The 18,930-nt window shown below is 65.6% G+C and carries 14 protein-coding genes and 2 pseudogenes; 8 read left to right on the plus strand and 8 right to left on the minus strand.

Going from position 1 to position 18,930, the window contains the following annotated elements; translation table 11 throughout:
* Positions 1-44: 44 nt before the first annotated feature.
* The 3 genes and pseudogenes from BRSPCE3_RS33445 to BRSPCE3_RS33455 all read left to right on the plus strand — a co-directional run.
* A pseudogene (locus BRSPCE3_RS33445) lies at positions 45-506 on the plus strand (tetratricopeptide repeat protein); the annotation flags it as partial.
* Positions 507-700: 194 nt separating this feature from the next.
* Positions 701-1,862 (plus strand): annotated as a pseudogene (locus tag BRSPCE3_RS33450) (DJ-1/PfpI family protein).
* Between the two features lie 354 nt (positions 1,863-2,216).
* Entirely contained in the window at positions 2,217-3,560 is a 1,344-nt protein-coding gene (locus BRSPCE3_RS33455) for a hypothetical protein (RefSeq protein WP_244070997.1), read from the plus strand.
* Positions 3,561-3,594: 34 nt separating this feature from the next.
* Here the strand turns inward: BRSPCE3_RS33455 and BRSPCE3_RS33460 are convergent, their stop codons facing one another.
* Complete coding sequence (locus BRSPCE3_RS33460) at positions 3,595-4,752, minus strand: acyl-CoA dehydrogenase family protein (protein WP_244070998.1); 1,158 nt, start codon at positions 4,750-4,752, stop codon at positions 3,595-3,597.
* Positions 4,753-4,900: 148 nt separating this feature from the next.
* Here BRSPCE3_RS33460 and BRSPCE3_RS33465 point away from each other — a divergent pair, with 148 nt between their 5' ends.
* Positions 4,901-7,258, plus strand: coding sequence for an Orn/Lys/Arg decarboxylase N-terminal domain-containing protein (locus BRSPCE3_RS33465; protein WP_244071001.1), 2,358 nt, complete (start codon positions 4,901-4,903; stop codon positions 7,256-7,258).
* A gap of 18 nt (positions 7,259-7,276) precedes the next feature.
* Positions 7,277-7,837 carry a GNAT family N-acetyltransferase gene (locus BRSPCE3_RS33470; RefSeq protein WP_244071003.1) on the plus strand — a complete coding sequence of 187 codons (561 nt, stop codon included), beginning with the start codon at positions 7,277-7,279 and terminating at the stop codon, positions 7,835-7,837.
* Positions 7,838-8,169: 332 nt separating this feature from the next.
* Here BRSPCE3_RS33470 and BRSPCE3_RS33475 read toward each other — a convergent pair whose 3' ends face one another.
* On the minus strand, positions 8,170-8,391 hold the full coding sequence (locus tag BRSPCE3_RS33475; RefSeq protein ID WP_244071005.1) for a dodecin: 222 nt from the start codon (positions 8,389-8,391) through the stop codon (positions 8,170-8,172).
* A 241-nt stretch (positions 8,392-8,632) separates the two neighbouring features.
* Here BRSPCE3_RS33475 and BRSPCE3_RS33480 point away from each other — a divergent pair, with 241 nt between their 5' ends.
* Complete coding sequence (locus BRSPCE3_RS33480) at positions 8,633-9,214, plus strand: HdeD family acid-resistance protein (RefSeq protein ID WP_244071007.1); 582 nt, start codon at positions 8,633-8,635, stop codon at positions 9,212-9,214.
* Positions 9,215-9,327: 113 nt separating this feature from the next.
* Here the strand turns inward: BRSPCE3_RS33480 and BRSPCE3_RS33485 are convergent, their stop codons facing one another.
* A complete protein-coding gene (locus BRSPCE3_RS33485) occupies positions 9,328-9,714 on the minus strand; it encodes a hypothetical protein (RefSeq protein WP_244071009.1) in 387 nt (128 codons plus the stop codon).
* 214 nt (positions 9,715-9,928) lie between these two features.
* Entirely contained in the window at positions 9,929-10,669 is a 741-nt protein-coding gene (locus tag BRSPCE3_RS33490; protein ID WP_244071011.1) for a hypothetical protein, read from the minus strand.
* A 147-nt stretch (positions 10,670-10,816) separates the two neighbouring features.
* On the opposite strand from BRSPCE3_RS33490, the gene BRSPCE3_RS33495 reads away from it, so the two are divergent.
* Complete coding sequence (locus BRSPCE3_RS33495) at positions 10,817-11,761, plus strand: ornithine cyclodeaminase family protein (RefSeq protein ID WP_244071013.1); 945 nt, start codon at positions 10,817-10,819, stop codon at positions 11,759-11,761.
* A 136-nt stretch (positions 11,762-11,897) separates the two neighbouring features.
* Here the strand turns inward: BRSPCE3_RS33495 and coaA are convergent, their stop codons facing one another.
* The 4 genes from coaA to BRSPCE3_RS33515 all read right to left on the minus strand — a co-directional run bounded on the left by coaA (position 11,898) and on the right by BRSPCE3_RS33515 (position 16,573).
* Positions 11,898-12,830 (minus strand): type I pantothenate kinase, encoded by a 933-nt coding sequence (gene coaA / locus BRSPCE3_RS33500; RefSeq protein ID WP_244071015.1) that lies wholly within the window; start codon positions 12,828-12,830, stop codon positions 11,898-11,900.
* A gap of 140 nt (positions 12,831-12,970) precedes the next feature.
* Positions 12,971-15,229: a xanthine dehydrogenase family protein molybdopterin-binding subunit gene (locus tag BRSPCE3_RS33505; RefSeq protein ID WP_244071017.1), complete on the minus strand. Its 2,259-nt coding sequence runs from the start codon at positions 15,227-15,229 to the stop codon at positions 12,971-12,973.
* On the minus strand, positions 15,226-15,708 hold the full coding sequence (locus BRSPCE3_RS33510) for a (2Fe-2S)-binding protein (protein WP_244071019.1): 483 nt from the start codon (positions 15,706-15,708) through the stop codon (positions 15,226-15,228). Before BRSPCE3_RS33510 ends, BRSPCE3_RS33505 begins: the two co-directional genes overlap by 4 nt.
* A 4-nt stretch (positions 15,709-15,712) precedes the next feature.
* The gene (locus tag BRSPCE3_RS33515) at positions 15,713-16,573 is read right to left on the minus strand and encodes a xanthine dehydrogenase family protein subunit M (protein ID WP_244071322.1); all 861 of its coding nucleotides are present in this window, start codon (positions 16,571-16,573) and stop codon (positions 15,713-15,715) included.
* A gap of 370 nt (positions 16,574-16,943) precedes the next feature.
* Here BRSPCE3_RS33515 and BRSPCE3_RS33520 point away from each other — a divergent pair, with 370 nt between their 5' ends.
* The gene (locus BRSPCE3_RS33520) at positions 16,944-18,557 is read left to right on the plus strand and encodes an ABC transporter substrate-binding protein (protein WP_375709995.1); all 1,614 of its coding nucleotides are present in this window, start codon (positions 16,944-16,946) and stop codon (positions 18,555-18,557) included.
* Positions 18,558-18,930 lie beyond the last annotated feature (373 nt).

The raw sequence follows: 18,930 nt of genomic DNA on the forward strand, positions 1-18,930 counted from the left end.
CCCTGTGCGTGGTCTTTCTGTCCTTCTCCTGCGGATAGGACGGCACGCCCGCGCCGTCCTATCCGCAGGAGAAGGACAGAAAGACCACGCACAGGGTCAAGAAACCGGTCAAGCAGTCCGGCTTCGACGACCCGGCATTCCGCGACGGCTATCGCGCGGCCTATGCGACGATCTACGAACGCAACGACTACGCCGCCGCGATCGATCAGCTGCACGCGCTCGGCCGCGACGATCATCCGAACGTCGCCAATTTGATCGGCTATTCCTATCGCAAGCTCGGCGACTACAAGCAGTCGCAGGTCTGGTACGAGCGCGCGCTGAAGGCCGATCCGAACCATGTGTTGACGTGGAACTACTACGGCCTGTGGCAGATCGAACAGGGCAACCGCGACCAGGCGCAATATCATCTGCAGCGGATCGCCGATATCTGCGGCACCGACTGCGAGGAGTACCGGACGCTGGCGGCAGCGCTGGAAAAACCGCCGGGTACGAACCTCGTCTACTGAGCGCACCGGCACGGGGCCGCATGAGCGAAGCGACATGCGGGGACGCACCGGCCCCGAATATCGCCAGCGCGCATCCAGGCTACGCGCGCCTGCCTTCGCGTGTCCGTTTTTGCGGGAATTTCGCCATTCCGGTCCAGATGCGCGCCAACTAGCTTGCGCGCCGGGCGACGCAAGCGGATTTGAGATCGCGCATCATGGCCTGGCGGCTTCTCGTGTGGGGCGGCATCGCCGTCGCTACGCTGGTTCCAATCATCGGCGGCATCTGGCTTCTCAGCCTGCCCGCCGCATCGGCATTCCGCCTTCCGCCTTCCGCCGCCGATCGCGACGCAAGAGCATGACGCAACTCTGGCGGCATTGAAGCCGCCGAAGCGGACGCGCCCGGTGATCGCGATCATCGGCATCAACGACATGACCGAGACCACCGACTATCTGATGCCCTACGGCATTCTCAAGCGCGCCGACGTTGCCGATGTCGTCACGCTGGCAACCGGGCCAGGTCCGGTCACGCTGTTCCCGGTGCTGAAGGTCGAGCCGGATGCGACGGTCGTCGCATTCGATGCCGCGCATCCCGACGGCGCCGACTACGTCATCGTGCCGGCGATGAGCCGCGACGACGATCCGGCCGTCATGCAATGGATCCGGCGACAGGCCGAGCAAGGCGCCGTGATCGTCGGCGTCTGCGCCGGCGGCAAGGTCGTTGCCGCAACCGGCCTGCTGGACGGCAGGCAGGCGACCACGCACTGGTTCTACCTGAAGGGCTGGCGCGACAATCATCCCGCGATCCGATATGTCGCCGACCGCCGCATCGTGGTCGACCGCGGCGTCGCGACGACGACGGGCATTTCGGCGTCGATGCCGATGTCGCTCACCTTGATCGAGGCGATCGCCGGCCGCGCCAAGGCCGAAGCGGTGGCCCGCGAGATCGGCCTGCCCGGCTGGGATGCCCGACATGACAGCGGCGCCTTCAAATTTACCCGCCCCTTCGCGCTGACAGCGATCCGGAACACGCTGGCGTTCTGGAAGCACGAGCAGGTCGGCCTCGCGCTCGTCCCCGGCGTCGACGAGGTTTCGCTGGCGCTGGTCGCCGCCGGCTGGTCGCGGACCTCCCGCTCGCACGCGGCGACGTTTGCCGCCACCGGCGACGCCGTGACGACCCGCAACGGCCTGCGCATCCATCCGCAATCCGTGGCCACCAGCTGGCCCTCCGACCGCCTGCTGCCCGCGGTCGGCACGACACCGCCCGCGCAGGCGCTCGACCAGGCGCTTGCCGCGATCGAGGCGCGCTATGGCCGGAGCACGGCAGACTACGTCGCCATGCAGCTGGAGTATCCGCGGCCGCAGATCTCTGATCGCTAGCACCTCGATTGGCCGGCATTGTTCGCTACCGGCAGCGTGCGCCTCGCGCCGCGCGGTCCGGACTGCTTCTCGACGTCGTCGTCGCACGGGCGCATCGCGTCGAGCCGGGCGCGCGCGTCAACTTGCGCCCGGCCGCGCCCGCCCCCGTTCTGTCCGGCGCGATCGAGGGCGGCGGCAATGCGGGCTGAAACTGGTGTTGCTGAATGGTGTCGACGGCGTTCGGCCCGAGGTCGAGCGCGCGTACCGGCGCAACAAGGAATACGCTTACACACAGAACAAAACAACTAGGGATTGACACCGCCATTTTGCTCATCCACGCTGGTAGTCCGATTTTTTCGGGGTGCTGGGGGCATCATGTCTATTTTGGGTCGATTGATTTCACGCGCAATAGTGTTTCCATTGGTTGCCGGCGCTGCGACGCTGCAGATTGGAAAGGCCTGCGCGCAGGCCGATCTCAACATCCAGTCCAGGATCGATGCGGTCACGCAGCCGTTCCAGGTTCAGCCCGTTCCCATTACGTCGAGCGGTGGAGCGGCCCGACCCGAGTCGGTTCGCCAGCCGGCGCGGCGAGAGATCGTCACCGAGCCGACCTGTTTCGAGAAAGATCGCCGTTGTCTCACTCCTGCCGAACTTGAAAAGCTCGTCAAGCCTCGCCTGAACACGCCGAAGCTGCTCACTGTGACGCCAAGCGCGACGAGCTTCATCGCCGAGCTTCAGAGCGAGGAAGTGCCACTCGCCCGCAAGCAGGCGATCATCAAGGCATTGGGACTTCCGATCAACATCAAGCCCCCCAAGCGGAAGGCTTTGCTCATTCCGCCCAACATCAAGCCGGGCAAGAGCGAAGATCAAGCTCCCACTCAGCCTACGACTGTGAAGTTCATTTTCCCGGTCGGTCCCACCTATGAGAGCAATGCGACGAAGTCCGATCTCCTCGCTCATGCAGATACTTCTATCGCGCTCGGCGGCGGCTTTCAGCTCACGACGCAGGGCTTTCGCAATCTCGACGTGATCGGGGTCTCCGCGGGAACGACGTCGACCCGCTATGTCAACCTCACGAGCAAGAACCTCGACATCCTGTCGAGCGCGGTGCAGTACCAGCTTTTCCTCGGTGCCTATCATGGCGACGGCCGGCCGCTCGACCTTACCCACGGCTCGAACCTGCCGACCGGCCAGGTCAGCTTCAACACCCTGACATTCGGGTTGCAGAATTCGACCGCATTCGCGCCGACGTTCCGCGCAGAAACGCTAAACCTGCTGACACCGACCGTCGTATATGCCTGGCAAAACCTGCCTGTCGGCGGTGGTCTCTGCACCACCAAGCTGAACCCGAAGGCCGACGCGGCCGCGTTCTGCTACTACGCCGATGTCAACGTCACGCTCGGCCACACCTCGTCCGACAACAGCCTGCAGGAGAATACCAACTTCGGCGTTGCGGCGACGTTGGGAGACCGTATTTCCGGCACCGATCTGGTTGCCACGTTAGGTACATGGGCCTCCGGCAAGGTCTACGACAACGTACCGGGCGGCCGAAGGGATCTGCTGCTGCAGATCGGACCGAAACTGCAATTCTCACCGGCCAACGCCGTCAGCACCTCGATCGGTGTGGTCTATAATCGGAACTATTCCAACGTCGCGGCGGCGGCGTGGCATGGCTGGATCGTTCAATCGGCGGTGACATACGCCTTCGCCCCGCAGTAGATGGTGCAGTCTTGCCGCGGGAGGCACGCGCTCCTCAAAACCGCGTCGTGCCGAGCGGCAGGCCGAGCTTGACGCGTCCCACCAGCCCATAGCTGATCGGCGTCATCGCGACATGCTTGATCGCCGCCTGAAGGTCGCGGATCGATCGTTCGAGCGTGCCGGTCTCGAAGATCGCGGCCGTGCCGGCGGCAGCAGCGATCATCTCGACGATTCGCGCGGCGCTTTCGCCGGCATTGGCGCAGGCGATCCGGTGCAGCAGCCGCGCTTCGATCAGGCGCTCGCCGCCGGCCTCGCTCGCCGCCATCAGCTCGGTCATGTCCTCGACCAGCAGCGCCCGCGCGGAGCGCAGCGTCGCTTCGGCGCGGCCGACCATCGCCTGGACCAGTTCGCCGTCGCGCAGCTGACCGCCGCCGCCCAGCCGCGGCTTCTTGGCCGCGAGCGCGATGAAGGCGTCGAGCGCGCCGCGGGCGATCCCGAGCGGCACCACCGCGACCGTCCAGGAAAATGCCGCCAGGCCCGGCAGCCGGTACGGGATGCCCGGCTGGGTCGGCTGGAAGTCGACCAGCGGATGGGTGTGGCCATGCGGCACGAAGCAATCCTGCATCTCGAAGTCGCAGCTGCCGGTCGCGCGCAGCCCGGACACGAACCAGGTGTCGTGCAGGCGGACGTCGGCGCGATCGACATAGCAGCACATCGGCGGCCCATCCTTGCCGTCCGGCCCCTTGACGCTCGCGAGCCCCATGAACTTGGTGGCGTGGGGCGCGCCGCTGCCGAACGGCCAGCGTCCGCTGATCCGATAGCCCCCGTCCACCGCGACCGCGGTCCCGACCGCGCCGGTCGCGCTGGCGATGAAGGCATGCGGATCGGCGAACCAGCCCCGCACCACCTGCTCCGGCAGATAGCCGCCGGCCCGGCTCATGCCGCCGCCATTGCCGACCAGCCAGCCGACCGAGCCATCGAGCGCGGCCGCCGCCTCGACGATGGTCATGAAGTCGAGCGGCGAGAATTCCGCTCCTCCCAACGCCTTAGGCAGATAGAGGCGAAACAATCCCGCCTCGGCCAGGGCGCGGACCACGGCGTCGGGAAGCCTGCGGTCGCGGTCGAAATCCGCCCGGTGCTCGGCGATCAGCGGGGCAAGCCGCTCGAGCGCGGCCAGATGGCCCGCAACAGTGGGTTGGGCAGGCTGGGACATGACGCCTTCCTTTCCGAAAGCTGGCAAGATTTGGGAGTTCAACGCAGCGGTACGGATTTGACCATTGGGCCTGGCGTCGCAGAGGGATTGTCATCTCTTTGTCATGAATTGTGCAGACAGGTTCAGCGGACCAGCTTCGGGGACACGCATGGACTATTTCAAACGCTTCAACTTCCTGTTCGCAGCGCCGGTTTTCGAGGCCGACGACCTCGAAGGCATCCGATTCAACCAGATCATCACCGAAATCGAGCGATCCGGCTTCGAGGTGGTCCGCGCCCGCAAGCTGGAGGACGCCGAGATCGCGGTGCAGACCGATGCGGCGATCGGCTGCATGGTGGTCGACTGGGGCAAGAAGGGGCTCGAGGGCAAGACCGCCGCGCTGATCAATCTGATGCGCCGCCGCGGCCTCGACTTCCCGATCATCCTCTTGATCCGCCGCAAGCGGTTCGAGGATTTGCCGGTCGAGGTGCTCGATTTCATCGACGGCTACGTGTTCCTGTCCGAGGAGACCCCGCCCTTCATCGCCAAGAACCTGATCTCCAGGCTGAAGCAATATGCCGAGAACCTGAAGACGCCGTTCTTCGGGGCGCTGGTCGATTACGCCGAGGAAGGCAACCAGCTCTGGACCTGCCCGGGCCATAATGGCGGCGTGTTCTACAGCCGCAGCCCGATCGGACGGGTGTTCGTCGAGCATCTCGGCGAGGCCGTGTTCCGCGACGACCTCGACAATTCCGTGCTCGATCTCGGCGACCTCCTGACCCATGAGGGGCCGGCGCTGCGGGCACAGAAGGAAGCGGCAAAGATTTTCGGCGCCGAGAAGACCTATTTCGTGCTCAACGGCACCTCGACCTCCAACAAGGTGGCGCTCGGCTCACTGGTCACCGACGGCGACCTCGTGCTGTTCGACCGCAACAACCACAAGGCCGCCCATCACGGCGCGCTGCTGATCGGCGGCGGCATCCCGGTCTATGTGCCGACGGTGCGCAACGCCTGGGGCCTGATCGGCCCGATGCGCTGGGACCTGCTCGACGAGGGGGCGCTGCGCGACAACATCCGCAAGCATCCGCTGGTCAAGGACGAGAACGCCTGGAAGAAGGAGCGTCCGTTCCGCGTCGCGGTGGTCGAGCAGTGCACCTATGACGGCACCATCCACTCCGCCGAGATGATCCTGAAGCGGATCGGCCATCTCTGCGACTACATCCTGTTCGACGAGGCCTGGGCCGGCTTCATGAAGTTCCACCCGATCTATGCCGGCCGCTTTGCGATGGGCCTTTCCAATCTCGGCCCCGACGCGCCCGGCATCATCGCCACCCAATCGACCCACAAGCAGCTCGCGAGCTTCTCGCAGGCCTCGCAGATCCACATCCGCGACCGCCACATCAAGGGCCAGAAGCGCCGGGTCGAGCACCGCCGCTTCAACGAAAGCTTCATGCAGCACGCCTCGACCTCGCCGTTCTACCCGATCTTCGCCTCGCTCGACGTCGGCGCGCAGATGATGAAGGGCCGCTCCGGCGAAGTGCTGTGGGACGACACGATCCGGCTCGGCATCGAGCTGCGCAAGAAAATCCGTGCGGTGAAGCGCGAGTTCGAGGAGAAGGAGACGCGCGTGGAGCGGCGCTGGTTCTTCGAGCCGTTCGTACCGGACCGCGTCATGATCCCCGACGTCGCGCGTGAGAACGGCGTGCACAATGTCGCCTGGGAGACGATCTCGACCGATCAGCTCGCGACCAATCCGTCCTACTGGCAGCTCAGCCCCAGCCAGAGCTGGCACGGCTTCCCCGAGCTGACGGAAAGCTTCGCCATGACCGACCCCAACAAGCTGACCTTGCTGACGCCGGGCTTCGATCACGCCACCGGCGCCTATGCCGACCACGGCATCCCCGCGCCGGTCGTGGCGCAATATCTGCGCGAGAACCAGATCGTCGCCGAGAAGAACGACCTCAACTCCCTGCTGTTCCTGCTGACGCCCGGCGTCGAGGCGAGCAAGGCCGGCACGCTGGTCTCGGGGCTGGTCGCCTTCAAGAAGCTGCACGACGACAATGCGCTGGTCGAGGACGTCATCCCCGAATTCTTCCGCCGCCGGCCGCAGCGCTACACAGGGGTACGGCTGCGCGACCTCTGCGGCGACATGCACCGCTTCTTCCGCGACGGCGGCGTCAGCACGCTGCAGGCCAAGCAGTTCCTGCCCGAACACCTACCTGAGATCGCGATGTCGCCGCGCCAGGCGGCACAATATCTGATCCGCAACGACGTCGACTATCTGCCGATCGACCAGATCTTCGGCCGCATCGCCGCGACGCCGTTCGTGGTCTATCCGCCCGGCATCGCCACCATCGTGCCCGGCGAGCGGCTGTCGGAACGCAGCAAGCCGATGATCGATTATCTCAAGATGTTCGAGGCGAGCTTCAACGCGTTCCCGGGCTTCGAGGTCGAGGTCCAGGGCATCTACAAGGAGATCGACGAATCCGGCCGCGTCCGCTTCTATACCTATGTGGTTTCCGAATAAGTGAACGGTCAGCGCGCAATGGAGAATGATCACAAGATCACCGTCCGTCCCTCACGTGACGGCGACGTCGACGCGATGTTGTCGATCTACCGCTATCACATCCGCCACGGCATCGAGGAAAGCGTCGACGACACCGGCACGCCGGAGCCCGACGATCTGCGCGACCGCCGCAAGAACCTGCGCAACACCCGCCTGCCGCATCTGGTTGCGGTGTGCGACGGCGAGGTGGTCGGCTATGCCTATGTGGTCCAGTTCCGCAAGCGTCCGGCCTACCGCTACACGGTGAAGCATTCGATCTACATCCATCATCGATTCACCGGCAAGGGCGTCGGCGGCCGGCTGCTGCAGGAGCTGGTCGACACCTGCGCCGCTTCCGGCTTCCGCCAGATGATCGGCTACATCGACAGCGACAATGCCGCCTCGCTCGCGCTGCACGAGCGCTTCGGCTTCGCCCGCGTCGGCCATCTGCCCGGCGTCGCATACCGCTACGGCCGCTGGTCCGATACCGTGATGGTGCAGCGCTCGCTCGCCGCCGGCTCGACCGCGCCGCCGCCGCCCGCGCCGCTGTCGCGGCGGTGATGGGGGCAGCCCAGCCCACAATTATCGTCCCGGCGAAGGCCGGACCCATACGCCGCAGCAGATATTGTTGACGAGACTCGTCGTTCCAGCAGTGTATCGCAATCAGCATTTGTGGTTATGGGTCCCGGCCTTCGCCGGGACGACATCGAATGTGTAGCGCGATCTCAAAACAAGTCCGGTGTCATCGCCCGGCCTTGACCGGGCGATCCAGTATTCCAGAGACGGCTGTGCTTGAGCCGAGAGGCCGCGGCGTACTGGATCGCCCGGTCCATGTGCGCAATTGCGCACAGGCCGGGCGATGACAGTGTCGTGGGTGACGAACCGAGGCCGCCCTACTCCAGCGTGAAGCCGACACGCAGCGTCACCTGGTAGTGCGCGACCTTGCCGCCTTCGATGTGGCCACGGGTCTGCACCACCTCGAACCATTTCATCTCCCGGATCGTCTTTGACGCCCGGCTGACGGCGTTCTCGATCGCCGCCTCGATGCTCTTGTCCGACGATCCGACCAGTTCCAGGATCTTGTAGACGTGATCCTTGTCGTGCGTGGCAGCCATGTCGACCTCCCTTGGTGGGTGCGCGATCCGGACAATTTGCTCTCCGATCCGGACAGTCCGTCGTCCGGCGCGGACCGGCTATCGCCAAACGAATGCTGCGCGGCAACACACCGGACGAATTGAATCAACGTGTCGCGGCGCCGTTGGTGCCAGCATGCATTTCGTGCCAGCCGGGCAGCTGCCCTTGTCCGCGCCTTGGCCTATGGTAGCATGGTTTGGTCAAGTATTCGGGAGCGATACGATGTCCACAGCGTCCAGCTCACCCGCCACACCTCCCCACAGCCTCGGATCCGGGCTTGCCAACCTTCGCGCCAAGTGGGGCTGGATCGTCGCCCTCGGCGTGATCTACCTGATCGCCGGCGTGCTTGCCTTCGGCAGCGTGTTCTTCGCCACCGTCGTCAGCGTGCTGTTCGTCGGCGCCATGATGATCGTCGCCGGCATCGCCGAGATCATCAACGCGTTCCAGTTCAAGACCTGGGGCAAGTTCCTGTTCTGGCTGCTGCTCGGCGCGCTCTATGTCGTCGCCGGCTTCATCACCTTCGAAAATCCCCTGCTCGCGGCGGCAACACTGACGCTGTTCCTCGGCGTTGCCCTCGTGGTCTCCGGCATCGTCCGCATCTTCCTCGCTTTCGGCATGAACTCGGAAGCACCCTGGGGAATGGTCGCGATCTCTGGCCTGATCACGCTGGTGCTCGGCGTCATGATCCTGGCGCGCTGGCCGGTCTCGAGCCTCTACGTGCTCGGCATCTTCCTCAGCGTCGATCTGATCTGCGCCGGCGTGAGCTGGATCAGCATGGGCATGGCGCTGAAGAAGCGGGCGTGAGACAGGATCGTAGGGAACCGTAGGGCGGGTTAGCGAAGCGTAACCCACCCTAGATCTTTTGCGTGGAACAACGGCGGGTTACGCTTGCGCTAACCCGCCCTACGCGGTCCGCCCTACGGCTGCGCGAGGTGCCAGGCGCCGTTGAGGAAGCCATCGCCGGTGATGTCGCCCGCCTTCTGGTCCTTGGCGAAGGTATAGAGCGGCTTGCCCTTGTAGGCCCACTGCTTCGAGCCGTCGTCGCGCGCGATGACGGTGTAGCCGCCTTCCGCCTTGTCGCTGGCCTCCGCCTTCAAGACCGGCCAGTTGGTCGCGCAGGGGCCGTTGCAGGCCGACTTGCCGTCGCTGTCCTTGTCGAAGGTGTAGAGCGTCATCCCCTTGGTATCGGTGAGCACGGAACCCTTCGCCGTGGTGCCGGTCTTGGTCGGCGGTGCGGCAAAGGCGACCGAGGTGAGCGCAACCGAGATGGCGGTGGCGAGTGCGAGCGAGATCGATGTCTTCATGATGTCTCCTTCGAATGCAAATGGCTTGCATGCGTAGGACGCCGCAGAGCGCGCGCTATTCCGCCGGTCGTGCGTGAAGAATTTTCGGCCGGGCGGCGGGCGTGAGGGGAATAAAGCTGAGGACGCGCGCCGATACCAGCTGGTCGCCCGCATGGGCGGAGCGACACGCGGGAACCGTCCCGGAGATCGCTCCCCTGATCCGACTACAGAATTCCTACCGCCTGATTTCCTCGGCGGCGCGGACCAGCGGCCGGTCGGAGAGCTGGATCGGGCCGGAGAACGGCGTGCTCATCTCGAGGATCAGATAGATCGCCGCCGCGATCAGCGCCGCCGCAGCGATGGTGGTCGAGATCACGACCGCATTGCGTGGTGCGCGAAAGCCCAGCGTCGCGAACATCAGCGTCAGCCACCCGACCAGGATGCAGATCAGCGGCGACGGAAACGATCCGTCGGACTGTTCGACGAAGGTCCAGCGCTGCTGCACCGCCTGCCGGTAGACCGACCGCGCGTCGTTCCACAGCGCGACCTTCTGCTCGTCGTCGAAGCGCAGCTCGCGAAGGCTGGTGCCGACCTCGTCGAGCAGATGTTCGGACACCTCGTTCGCGCGCGAGATCGGTACATCCTTGAGCACCTGCTCGACATAGGCGAGCAGCCGTTTGCGCGGCTCGTCGGCGGTGGGGCCGAGCGGCCGCAGGCCGCGGTCGAGCAGGATGAGGTCGGTGGCGAAGACATGCAGGTTGCGATCGACCGCGACATAGGTATTGGCGGCACTGTTCATCATCAGCCCGAGCAGCAGCGACGGCATGGTGACGAACAGCGTCGCGACCAGCCGTACCGAGGTATTGGTCTCGTCGCTGCGGTGATGGTCGGCGAGCCGGGCATGGATCGCCATGGTCGCAAGCGCGGCGCCAGTCAGCAGCATGAAGATCAGGACGGCGACGACGATTGCAACCACGGCTTGCGGGGACCTGCGAGAGAGAATCAGGTGCACAGGATAGCAAGGGACGCGCGGCGGCGCATGCCCGGTTGACTAGCCTTCCCCACGCGCTATCCAGTTCTGACCCGCGTTTGGGGCGCCCCGCACGCCCGAGGAGAGCAACACGTGCATATTGTCGACGACAGCGAGGTCAACCGCTTCCTGACCTTCCCGATCCTGATCGAGGCGATCGAGGCCGCGCACCGGCGTCCGAAGATCGCGGTGCACGACGGCTATCTCGGCGATGACAAGGGCCAGCAGCTGGTGACGCGCAGCGCCGTCGATGCCGGCCGCTACATGATGACCAAGCTCTACACCAGCTTTCCGGGCAATCTCGCGCACGGCAAGCTGCCGGCGGTGCAGGCGGTCTGCGTGCTGTTCGATGGTAATGACGGCCGGCCGCTCGCGGTGATGGATGCCGCCGAGATCACCCATTGGAAGACCGCCGCCGACTCCGCGCTCGGCGCCAAGCACCTGGCGCGGCCGGACGCCGAGACGCTGCTGGTGGTCGGCGCCGGCGAAATGGCGCGCTGGCTGGTGCGCGGTCACCGCACGGTGCGGCCGTCACTGAAGCGGGTGCGGGTCTGGAACCGGACCGTGGAGCGCGCGCAAGAGCTCGCGGAGCAGCTGGAAGGCGACGGCATCGCCGCCGATGTCGTCACCGATCTCGACGCCGCGACACGCGAGGCCGACATCATCACCACCTGCACCCGCTCGCGCGAGCCGCTGGTCAAGGGCGCCAATTTGAAGCCCGGCACCCATCTCGACCTGGTCGGCGGCTTCACCCCCGAGACCCGCGAATCCGACGACGAGGCGGCGCGGCGCGCGCGCATCTTCGTCGATCGCCGCGAATCCGCCTTCGACGGTGTCGGCGATATTCTGGCGCCAATTGCCAGCGGCGCGATCAAGGAGAGCGACGTGCTCGGCGACCACTACGACCTCGCCACCGGCAAGGTCGCCGGTCGGCAGTCGGCCAGCGACATCACCTTCTTCAAGAACGCCGGCGGCGGGCATCTGGATCTGATGACCTGCGAGACGGTGTTTGCGCGGCTGGGGAAGGAGTTGCGGTAAGCACCGCTGCCTGCGCGGTTATTCAGTAGCCCGCATGAGCGAAGCGACATGCGGGAACATCCTCCCCGGATATCGCGGAGCCTGTCATCGGGCGCGCTTCGCGCGACCCGTTGGCTCATCCGGGCTACGTCCTGCTCTACGTCTCCCGCAACCAGACCTCGCCGATCGAATGGTCGGCGCGCTTGCGCAACACGATGTCGGCCCGCGTCCGCGTCGGCAGGATGTTCTCCCTGAGATTGGCGCGATGGTGCTCGCGCCACAGCCGCTCGGCAACCTCGCGCGCGTCGGCGGGCGGCAGGTCACGGTAGTGGTGGAAGTATGAGGCGGGATTCCTGAACGCCGTCGGCTGCAGCCTGAGAAAGCGTTCGACATACCAGGACTGGATGTCGGCCTCGTCGGCGTCGAGATAGATCGAGAAGTCGAAGAAATCCGACACCACCACCGGCGCCGTGCCGCGCGCCAGCAGCACGTTGAGGCCCTCGAACAGCAGGATGTCCGGCTGCGCGATGACCTGACGTTCCGACGGCACGATATCGCCGATCAGATGCGAGTAGACCGGCAACTCGAGCTCGCTTTCACCCGCCTTTGCGGCCGCCAGAAATCGCAGCATCCGCGGCAGGTCGTAGCTCTCCGGAAAGCCCTTGCGCCGCATCAACCCGCGTTCCTCGAGCACGGCGTTGGCATGCAGGAAGCCATCGGTCGTCACCAGCTCGACGCGCGGATGATCGGCCCAGCCGGCGAGCAGCGCACAGAGCACGCGGGCAAAGGTGCTCTTGCCGACGCCGACGCTGCCGGCCAATGCGACGATATAGGGCGAACGACGCGCCGGCCGGCCGAGAAACCCCGCCTTGACCTGCGCGAGGTTGCGCTCCGCGGAGAAATGCAGGTTCAACAGGCGCGTCAGCGGCAAATACACGTCGCTGACTTCGACAGAATCGATCGGCCCGTTCAAGCCGCGCAGCGCCGCGAGATCGGCATCCGACAGCGTCAGCGACGTGCCGGCGCGCAACGCGGCCCAGTCGCTGCGGCCGAAGATCATGTAGGCGGAGAGCTCGTCAGGGTTGGTCATTCTCCGATCTTGCCGAGGCAGAGACTGCCACGTCAATGGCCGAGAAACCGTAGGGCGGGTTAGCGAAGCGTAACCCGCCGCAGCTCGATACGGGGAAGCAATGGCGGGTTACGGCTTTCGCCTAACCCGCCCACCGCTCTCTACTCAGCGGCCTGCTGCGCCGGTGCGTCCAGCGCCTCTGACACTTTCGGCGGCGACATCGGCAGGCTGTAGAAGCGCTTGCCGAGCGCGTCGTGCACCGCGTTGGCGACCGCGGCCATCACCGGCACCAGCGGCACCTCGCCGACGCCCTTGACGCCCTGAGGATGCTTCGGGTTCGGCACCTCGACCAGCGCACAGTCGAGCATCGGCAGATCGGAGCAGACCGGCATGCGATAGTCGAGGAAGCCCGGATTATCGACCTTGCCGTCCTTGTTGTAGATGTATTCCTCGTTCAGCGCCCAGCCGATGCCCTGCGCGACGCCGCCCTGCAGCTGGCCCTCGACATAGCTCGGATGCACGGCGCGGCCGACATCCTGCACGGCGGTGTAGCGGATCACCCTGACGATGCCGAGATCGGGATCGACCTCGACGTCGCAGATATGCGTGCCGAAACCGCCCTCCGCTCCCTGCGTGTTGAGCTGCACGCTGGCGCCGATCGGGCCGCCCTGCGACGGCGCCTTCTCGGCGAGGTCGGCGAGCGTCAGCGGCTCGAACTGGCCGGCGTTCGGGCTGACAGGATGCGCGGCGCCGTTCTCCCACTTCACAGCTTCAGGGTCGATCTCCCAGAGCTTCGCGGCGCGCTCGCGCAAGGTCGCGATCACCTTGTCGGCCGCCTGCGTCACCACCATCGAGGACGCGAACAGCACGCGGCTGCCGCCGGTCAGGTTGGAGAAGCCGACGGTCTGGGTGTCGCCGATGATCACGGAGACGCGCTTGTAGTCGATACCGAGCAGCTCGGCGCAGATGTTGGCGATGCCGGCGCGCGAGCCGCCAATATCAGGATGCCCCGTCGTGACGACGACGTTGCCGTCCTCGGTGATGTTGACCTGCGCGGAGGATTCACCGCCGGCATTGAACCAGAAGCCGGAGGCGACGCCCCTGCCCTGCAGCTTGCCGAGCGGCGCGGCATAATGCGGATGGCTCTGCGCGGCTTGCAGCGTCTCGATATAGCCGATGCGCGGGAATACCGGACCGTGCGCGGCCTTGGTGCCTTCCTTGGCCGCGTTCTTCAGCCGCAGCGCCAGCGGGTCCATCTTCAGGGCTTCTGCGAGCTCGTCGAGCACGCACTCCACCGCATAGGCGCCGATCGGCGCCCCGGGCGCGCGATAGGCCGCGACCTTGGAACGGTTGGAGCAGACGTCGAAGCCTTCCGAAAGCACATGCGGGATGTCGTAAGGCGCGAAGCTGCACCCGACCGCGCCGCGGATCGGCGAGCCCGGGAAGGCGCCGGCCTGCAGATAGAAGCTGCCATGGGCGGCGACGATGGTGCCGTCTTTTTTCGCCCCGATCTTCACCGTGCTCTTCGAGCCGGAGGTCGGCCCCGTCGCACGCATCACCTCCTCGCGGGTCATCACCATCTTCACCGGACGGCCGGATTTCTTCGCCAGCATCGTGGCGAGCGGTTCGAGATAGACGATGGTCTTGCCGCCGAAGCCGCCGCCGATCTCGGCGGGGATGGCGCGGATGTCGCTCTGCGCGATGCCGGTCAGCATCGACGTCATCGCGCGCACCATGAACTGGCCCTGGCTCGACGACCAGATCGTGGTCTTGCCGTCGGCGGCGACCGAAATCAGGCAGGCATGCGGCTCGATATAGCCCTGATGCACCGGACGGGTGGTGAAGGAGCGCTCGACAACGATTTCGGCGTCCTTGAAACCTTGCGCGATATCGCCCTTCTTGGATTCGATGCGGCCCATGATGTTCGACGGCTTGCCGTCGAATTTGTTGAACTCGTGCAGGATCGGCGCGCCGTCCTTGATCGCGTCGTCGATCTCGATCGCCCAAGGCAGCACCTCGTAGTCGACCTCGATCAGCTTGCAGGCTTCCGCTGCGATCGCTTCCGTGGTTGCGGCGACCGCGGCGACAGGATGGCCGGGGAACAGCGCCTTGTCGCGCGCCATCACGTTGCGGCACATCCAGCGCATGTCCTGGATACCGAGCATCACCGCGCCCTTCTCGATTCCGAAGTCGACGATGTCGCGCGCGGTGACCACGGCCTTGACGCCGGGCAGCGCCTCGGCCTTCGCGGTGTCGATCGATCTGATGCGGGCATGCGGATGCGGGCTGCGCAGCACCTTGCCCCAGATCATGCCGGGCATCGTGGTGTCGGCGGCGAACGCCGCGCGGCCGGTCACCTTGTCGACGCCATCGGGCCTGATGGTGCGCTGGCCGATCCACTTGTTGTTGACGACATTCATGTGTGTGTCTCCCGCATTTCAGCCGCGGTCTCCATCACCGCGCGGACGATCTTGTCGTAACCGGTGCACCGGCAGAGATTGCCGGCGAGCCAGAAGCGGACTTCCTCTTCGGTCGGATTGGAATTCTTGGCGAGCAGCGCCTCGGAGGCGACCAGCATCCCGGAGGTGCAGATGCCGCACTGAAGCGCGGCGTGCTCGAGGAACTTCTGCTGCAGCGGATGCAGCCTGTCGCCCTTGGCCATGCCCTCGATGGTTCGGATCTCATGCCCCTCGGCTTCGGCCGCGAGCATCAGGCAGGAGCAGACCAGCCGGCCGTCGAGCGTGATCGAGCAGGCGCCGCAATCGCCAGAGGCGCAGCCCTCCTTGGAGCCGGTGAGCCCCAACTGGCCGCGCAAGGCGTCGAGCATGGTCTCGTAGGGCTCGCACAGGAATTCGACCGGCTCGCCGTTGACGGACGTAGTGACGTGGAGTTTCGCCATGGTGCTAATTGCCTCCCGCGCGTGTGGCGGCGATCGCGGCGGTGCGCTTGAGCAGCACGCCGGCGGTTTTCGTCCTGTAGGCGATGGTACCGCGCTTGTCGTCGATCGGACGGCAGGCGGCGCGGCATGCGGCGGCGGCGGCTTCGAGCGCGGCATCGTCGAGCTTGGAGCCGAGCAGCGCCTTGGCCGCCGGTTCAACCAGCAGCGCGGTCGGCGCCACCGCACCGAGGCCGACGCGGGCCGCGGTGCAGACGCCGTCTTTCAAGGTGAGGCTGACGCCGATGCCGACCACCGCGATGTCCATCTCGGTGCGCGGGATCATCCGCAAGTAAGCATCGCTCGAGCCCGCAGGCCGCGGCGGCAAGGTGAAGCTGACCAGGATCTCGCCCGGCTTGAGGTTGATCCGTCCCGGTCCGGCCGGTACGTCCTCGACTTTCATCTCGCGGCGGCCGTTCGGCCCCTGCACGGTGACGACGGCACCGGCCGCGATCATCGCCGGCACGCTGTCGCCGGCCGGCGAGCCGTTGCAGAGATTGCCGCCGGCGGAAGCCCGGCCCTGCACCTGCTTGGAGCCGATCAGGTTCACGGCCTCGAGCACGCCGGGCCACACTCTGCCGAAGCGCGCGTGCTCGGCGAGCGCCATGCCGGAGACGGCAGCACCGACGCGGAAACCGCCATCGGCGGTCTCGCTGATCTCGGTCATCTCGCCGATCTTCTTGATGTCGACGATCAATCCCGGCCGCACCAGGCCGGAGCGCATTTGCACCAACAAATCGGTGCCCCCTGCCATAATGCGGGCGGCACTTCCGGCGGCAGCGAATGCGCCAATCGCTTCATCAAGCGTGCGCGGTGCTACGTATCGGATATCGGTCATGGCTGTTCTATTGCTCTCCCTCGGCTGCTTGTTCCCTTGAACGCGGGGATATGGCCTTATTGCTGGCCGGCAGGACCGCAAGCCTACACGGTGGACCAAGCTCCGAACAGCCTGCGAGGTGCGGCAGGAAGCGCAGGCTCCTATGCAGGATGCGCGCTTGCGTGGCGCCGGCGCAGCCCGCGCCGCGGCAGCGGTCACGGAACATTCACGTCCGGCGCCCCGTCAATCGCGGCACCGGAGCGCACATGCGCGCGCCTGGGACTGGCGGCATGGAGCTTGCTTGCTTTGCGCAACGGATTGGTGAAGCATGCCCGCCGCTGTGGCATCCGTGCCGGCGCAACGACAGATCGGGAGACGGCGAATGGTCGATGTTTCGCGCAGAACGCTCCTCAAACTCGCGGCCAGCGTGCCGCCTGCTGCGATTGCGGCCCCGGCCATTCTCTCATCGCGCGCCGTCGCCGCGGCCAGGGGCAAGACCATATCGGCGGTGATGCACTCCGATCTGCGCATCATCGATCCCGGCTTCACCACCGCCTACATCACCCGCGACCATGGCTACATGGTCTACGACACGCTGCTCGGCATCGATTCGAGTTTCAAGGTCCGGCCGCAGATGGCGGAGTGGACGATCTCGGACGACAAGCTGACCTACACCTTCACCTTGCGCGACGGCCTGAAGTGGCACGACGGCGCGCCGGTCACGGCGGAGGACTGCATCGCCTCGCTGAAGCGCTGGTCCACCAATGACGGCACGGGACAGAAGCTGATGGACTTCACGGCGACGCTCGAGCCAGCCGGACCCGGGACCATCGTGCTCAAGCTGAAGGAGCCGTATGGCCTGGTGCTGGAAAGCATCGCAAAGCCCTCCTCCTATGTCGCGTTCATGATGCCGAAGCGACTCGCGGAGACGCCGCCGGGCAAGCAGATCCCTGAACAGATCGGCTGCGGCCCATTCAAGTTCATTGCCGCCGAATTCCAGCCGGGCGTCAAGGCGGTCTATGAGCGCAACGCCGACTATGTGCCGCGCAAGGAAAAGCCGGATTGGCTGTCGGGCGGCAAGGTCGCCAAGGTCGATCGCGTCGAATGGATCACGATGCCCGATGCGCAGACCGCGATCAACGCGCTGCAATCCGGCGACATCGATTTCCTCGAACAACCTTCGATCGATCTGGTGCCGGTGCTTGAGGCGAACTCCGATCTCACCGTGGGCGTGCTGAACAAGTTCGGCTTCCAGATCGAAGGCCGGATGAATTTCCTGCACCCGCCGTTCGACAATCCCAAGATCCGCCGCGCCGCGTTCCTGGCAATGAACCAGAAGGACGTGCTCGACGCCACCGTCGGCAATCCCAAATATTACGAGATTTGCGGCGCCTATTTCGCCTGCGACACCCCGCTTGCCAGCGACGCCGGCGCGGAGACGCTGATCAAGGGCAACGGCATGGCCGAGGCGACGAAAGCGCTGGCCGCCTCGGGCTATGACGGCACGCCCGTCGTGATCATGATCCCCGGCGACGTGCAGACGCTGAAGGGACCGCCGACCGTGGCGGCGCAGCTGTTGCGCGCGGCCGGTTTCAACGTCGACGCCCAGGTGACGGACTGGCAGACCGTGGTCAGCCGCCGCGCCAGCCAGAAGCCGCCCAAGGAAGGCGGCTGGAACCTGTTCTTCACCTTCACGGGTGCCACCGAGACGATGAACCCGATCGTCAACAACCAGATCGCTGCGAACGGCAAGCGCGCCTGGTTCGGCTGGCCGGAGAACGCCAAGATCGAGCAGATGCGCGACGCCTACGCGCGCGCCACCACTCCCGAGGCGCAGAAGCAGCTCGCGGTGGAGATTCAAAAGGAAGCCTATGAGCAGGTGATCTACATCCCGCTCGGCCAGTTCCGGCTGCCGAGCGCCTGGCGCAAGTCGCTGACCGGGGTACTGGACGGCCCGGCGCCGCCGGTGTTCTGGAACGTCGACAAGACCGAGTAGCAGTCGCCATCGCGGGGGCGCACGGCCAAAATATCGAAAACAACCCCATGCACAGTAGCCGCCGGCTGCCGGCGTTCGACCCGGCCACTTGACACGTCGGGCAACTCAGTGGCACAATTCCATTATTCCGAAATCGTGCAAACGCCCCTCACCCCGCTGTGGCGCCGCGCGTGGCGCTCCTCACCATGAGGGTCTACAGTTTGGCCGCAAAGCAAGACGTATCTCTCGTCCACCGCTGTCATCGCCCGGCCTGTGCGCAATTGCGCACATGGACCGGGCGATCCAGTACGCCGCGGCCTCTCGGCTCAAGCACAGCCGCCTCTGGAATACTGGATCACCCGCTTTCGCGGGTGATGACGTCGCGTGGTGTGGC

The sequence above is a fragment of the Bradyrhizobium sp. Ce-3 genome (assembly GCF_022835695.1).
Lineage (GTDB): Bacteria > Pseudomonadota > Alphaproteobacteria > Rhizobiales > Xanthobacteraceae > Bradyrhizobium.

What these genes read in the sequence shown, in the direction of transcription:
- BRSPCE3_RS33465 (WP_244071001.1), top strand. Translation starts at nt 4,901, where the DNA reads ATGGACTATTTCAAACGCTTCAACTTCCTGTTCGCAGCGCCGGTTTTC.
- BRSPCE3_RS33480 (WP_244071007.1), top strand. Translation starts at nt 8,633, where the DNA reads ATGTCCACAGCGTCCAGCTCACCCGCCACACCTCCCCACAGCCTCGGA.
- BRSPCE3_RS33470 (WP_244071003.1), top strand. Translation starts at nt 7,277, where the DNA reads ATGGAGAATGATCACAAGATCACCGTCCGTCCCTCACGTGACGGCGAC.
- coaA (WP_244071015.1), bottom strand. Translation starts at nt 12,830, where the DNA reads ATGACCAACCCTGACGAGCTCTCCGCCTACATGATCTTCGGCCGCAGC.
- BRSPCE3_RS33510 (WP_244071019.1), bottom strand. Translation starts at nt 15,708, where the DNA reads ATGGCGAAACTCCACGTCACTACGTCCGTCAACGGCGAGCCGGTCGAA.
- BRSPCE3_RS33485 (WP_244071009.1), bottom strand. Translation starts at nt 9,714, where the DNA reads ATGAAGACATCGATCTCGCTCGCACTCGCCACCGCCATCTCGGTTGCG.
- BRSPCE3_RS33520 (WP_375709995.1), top strand. Translation starts at nt 16,944, where the DNA reads ATGGTCGATGTTTCGCGCAGAACGCTCCTCAAACTCGCGGCCAGCGTG.
- BRSPCE3_RS33475 (WP_244071005.1), bottom strand. Translation starts at nt 8,391, where the DNA reads ATGGCTGCCACGCACGACAAGGATCACGTCTACAAGATCCTGGAACTG.
- BRSPCE3_RS33505 (WP_244071017.1), bottom strand. Translation starts at nt 15,229, where the DNA reads ATGAATGTCGTCAACAACAAGTGGATCGGCCAGCGCACCATCAGGCCC.
- BRSPCE3_RS33460 (WP_244070998.1), bottom strand. Translation starts at nt 4,752, where the DNA reads ATGTCCCAGCCTGCCCAACCCACTGTTGCGGGCCATCTGGCCGCGCTC.
- BRSPCE3_RS33455 (WP_244070997.1), top strand. Translation starts at nt 2,217, where the DNA reads ATGTCTATTTTGGGTCGATTGATTTCACGCGCAATAGTGTTTCCATTG.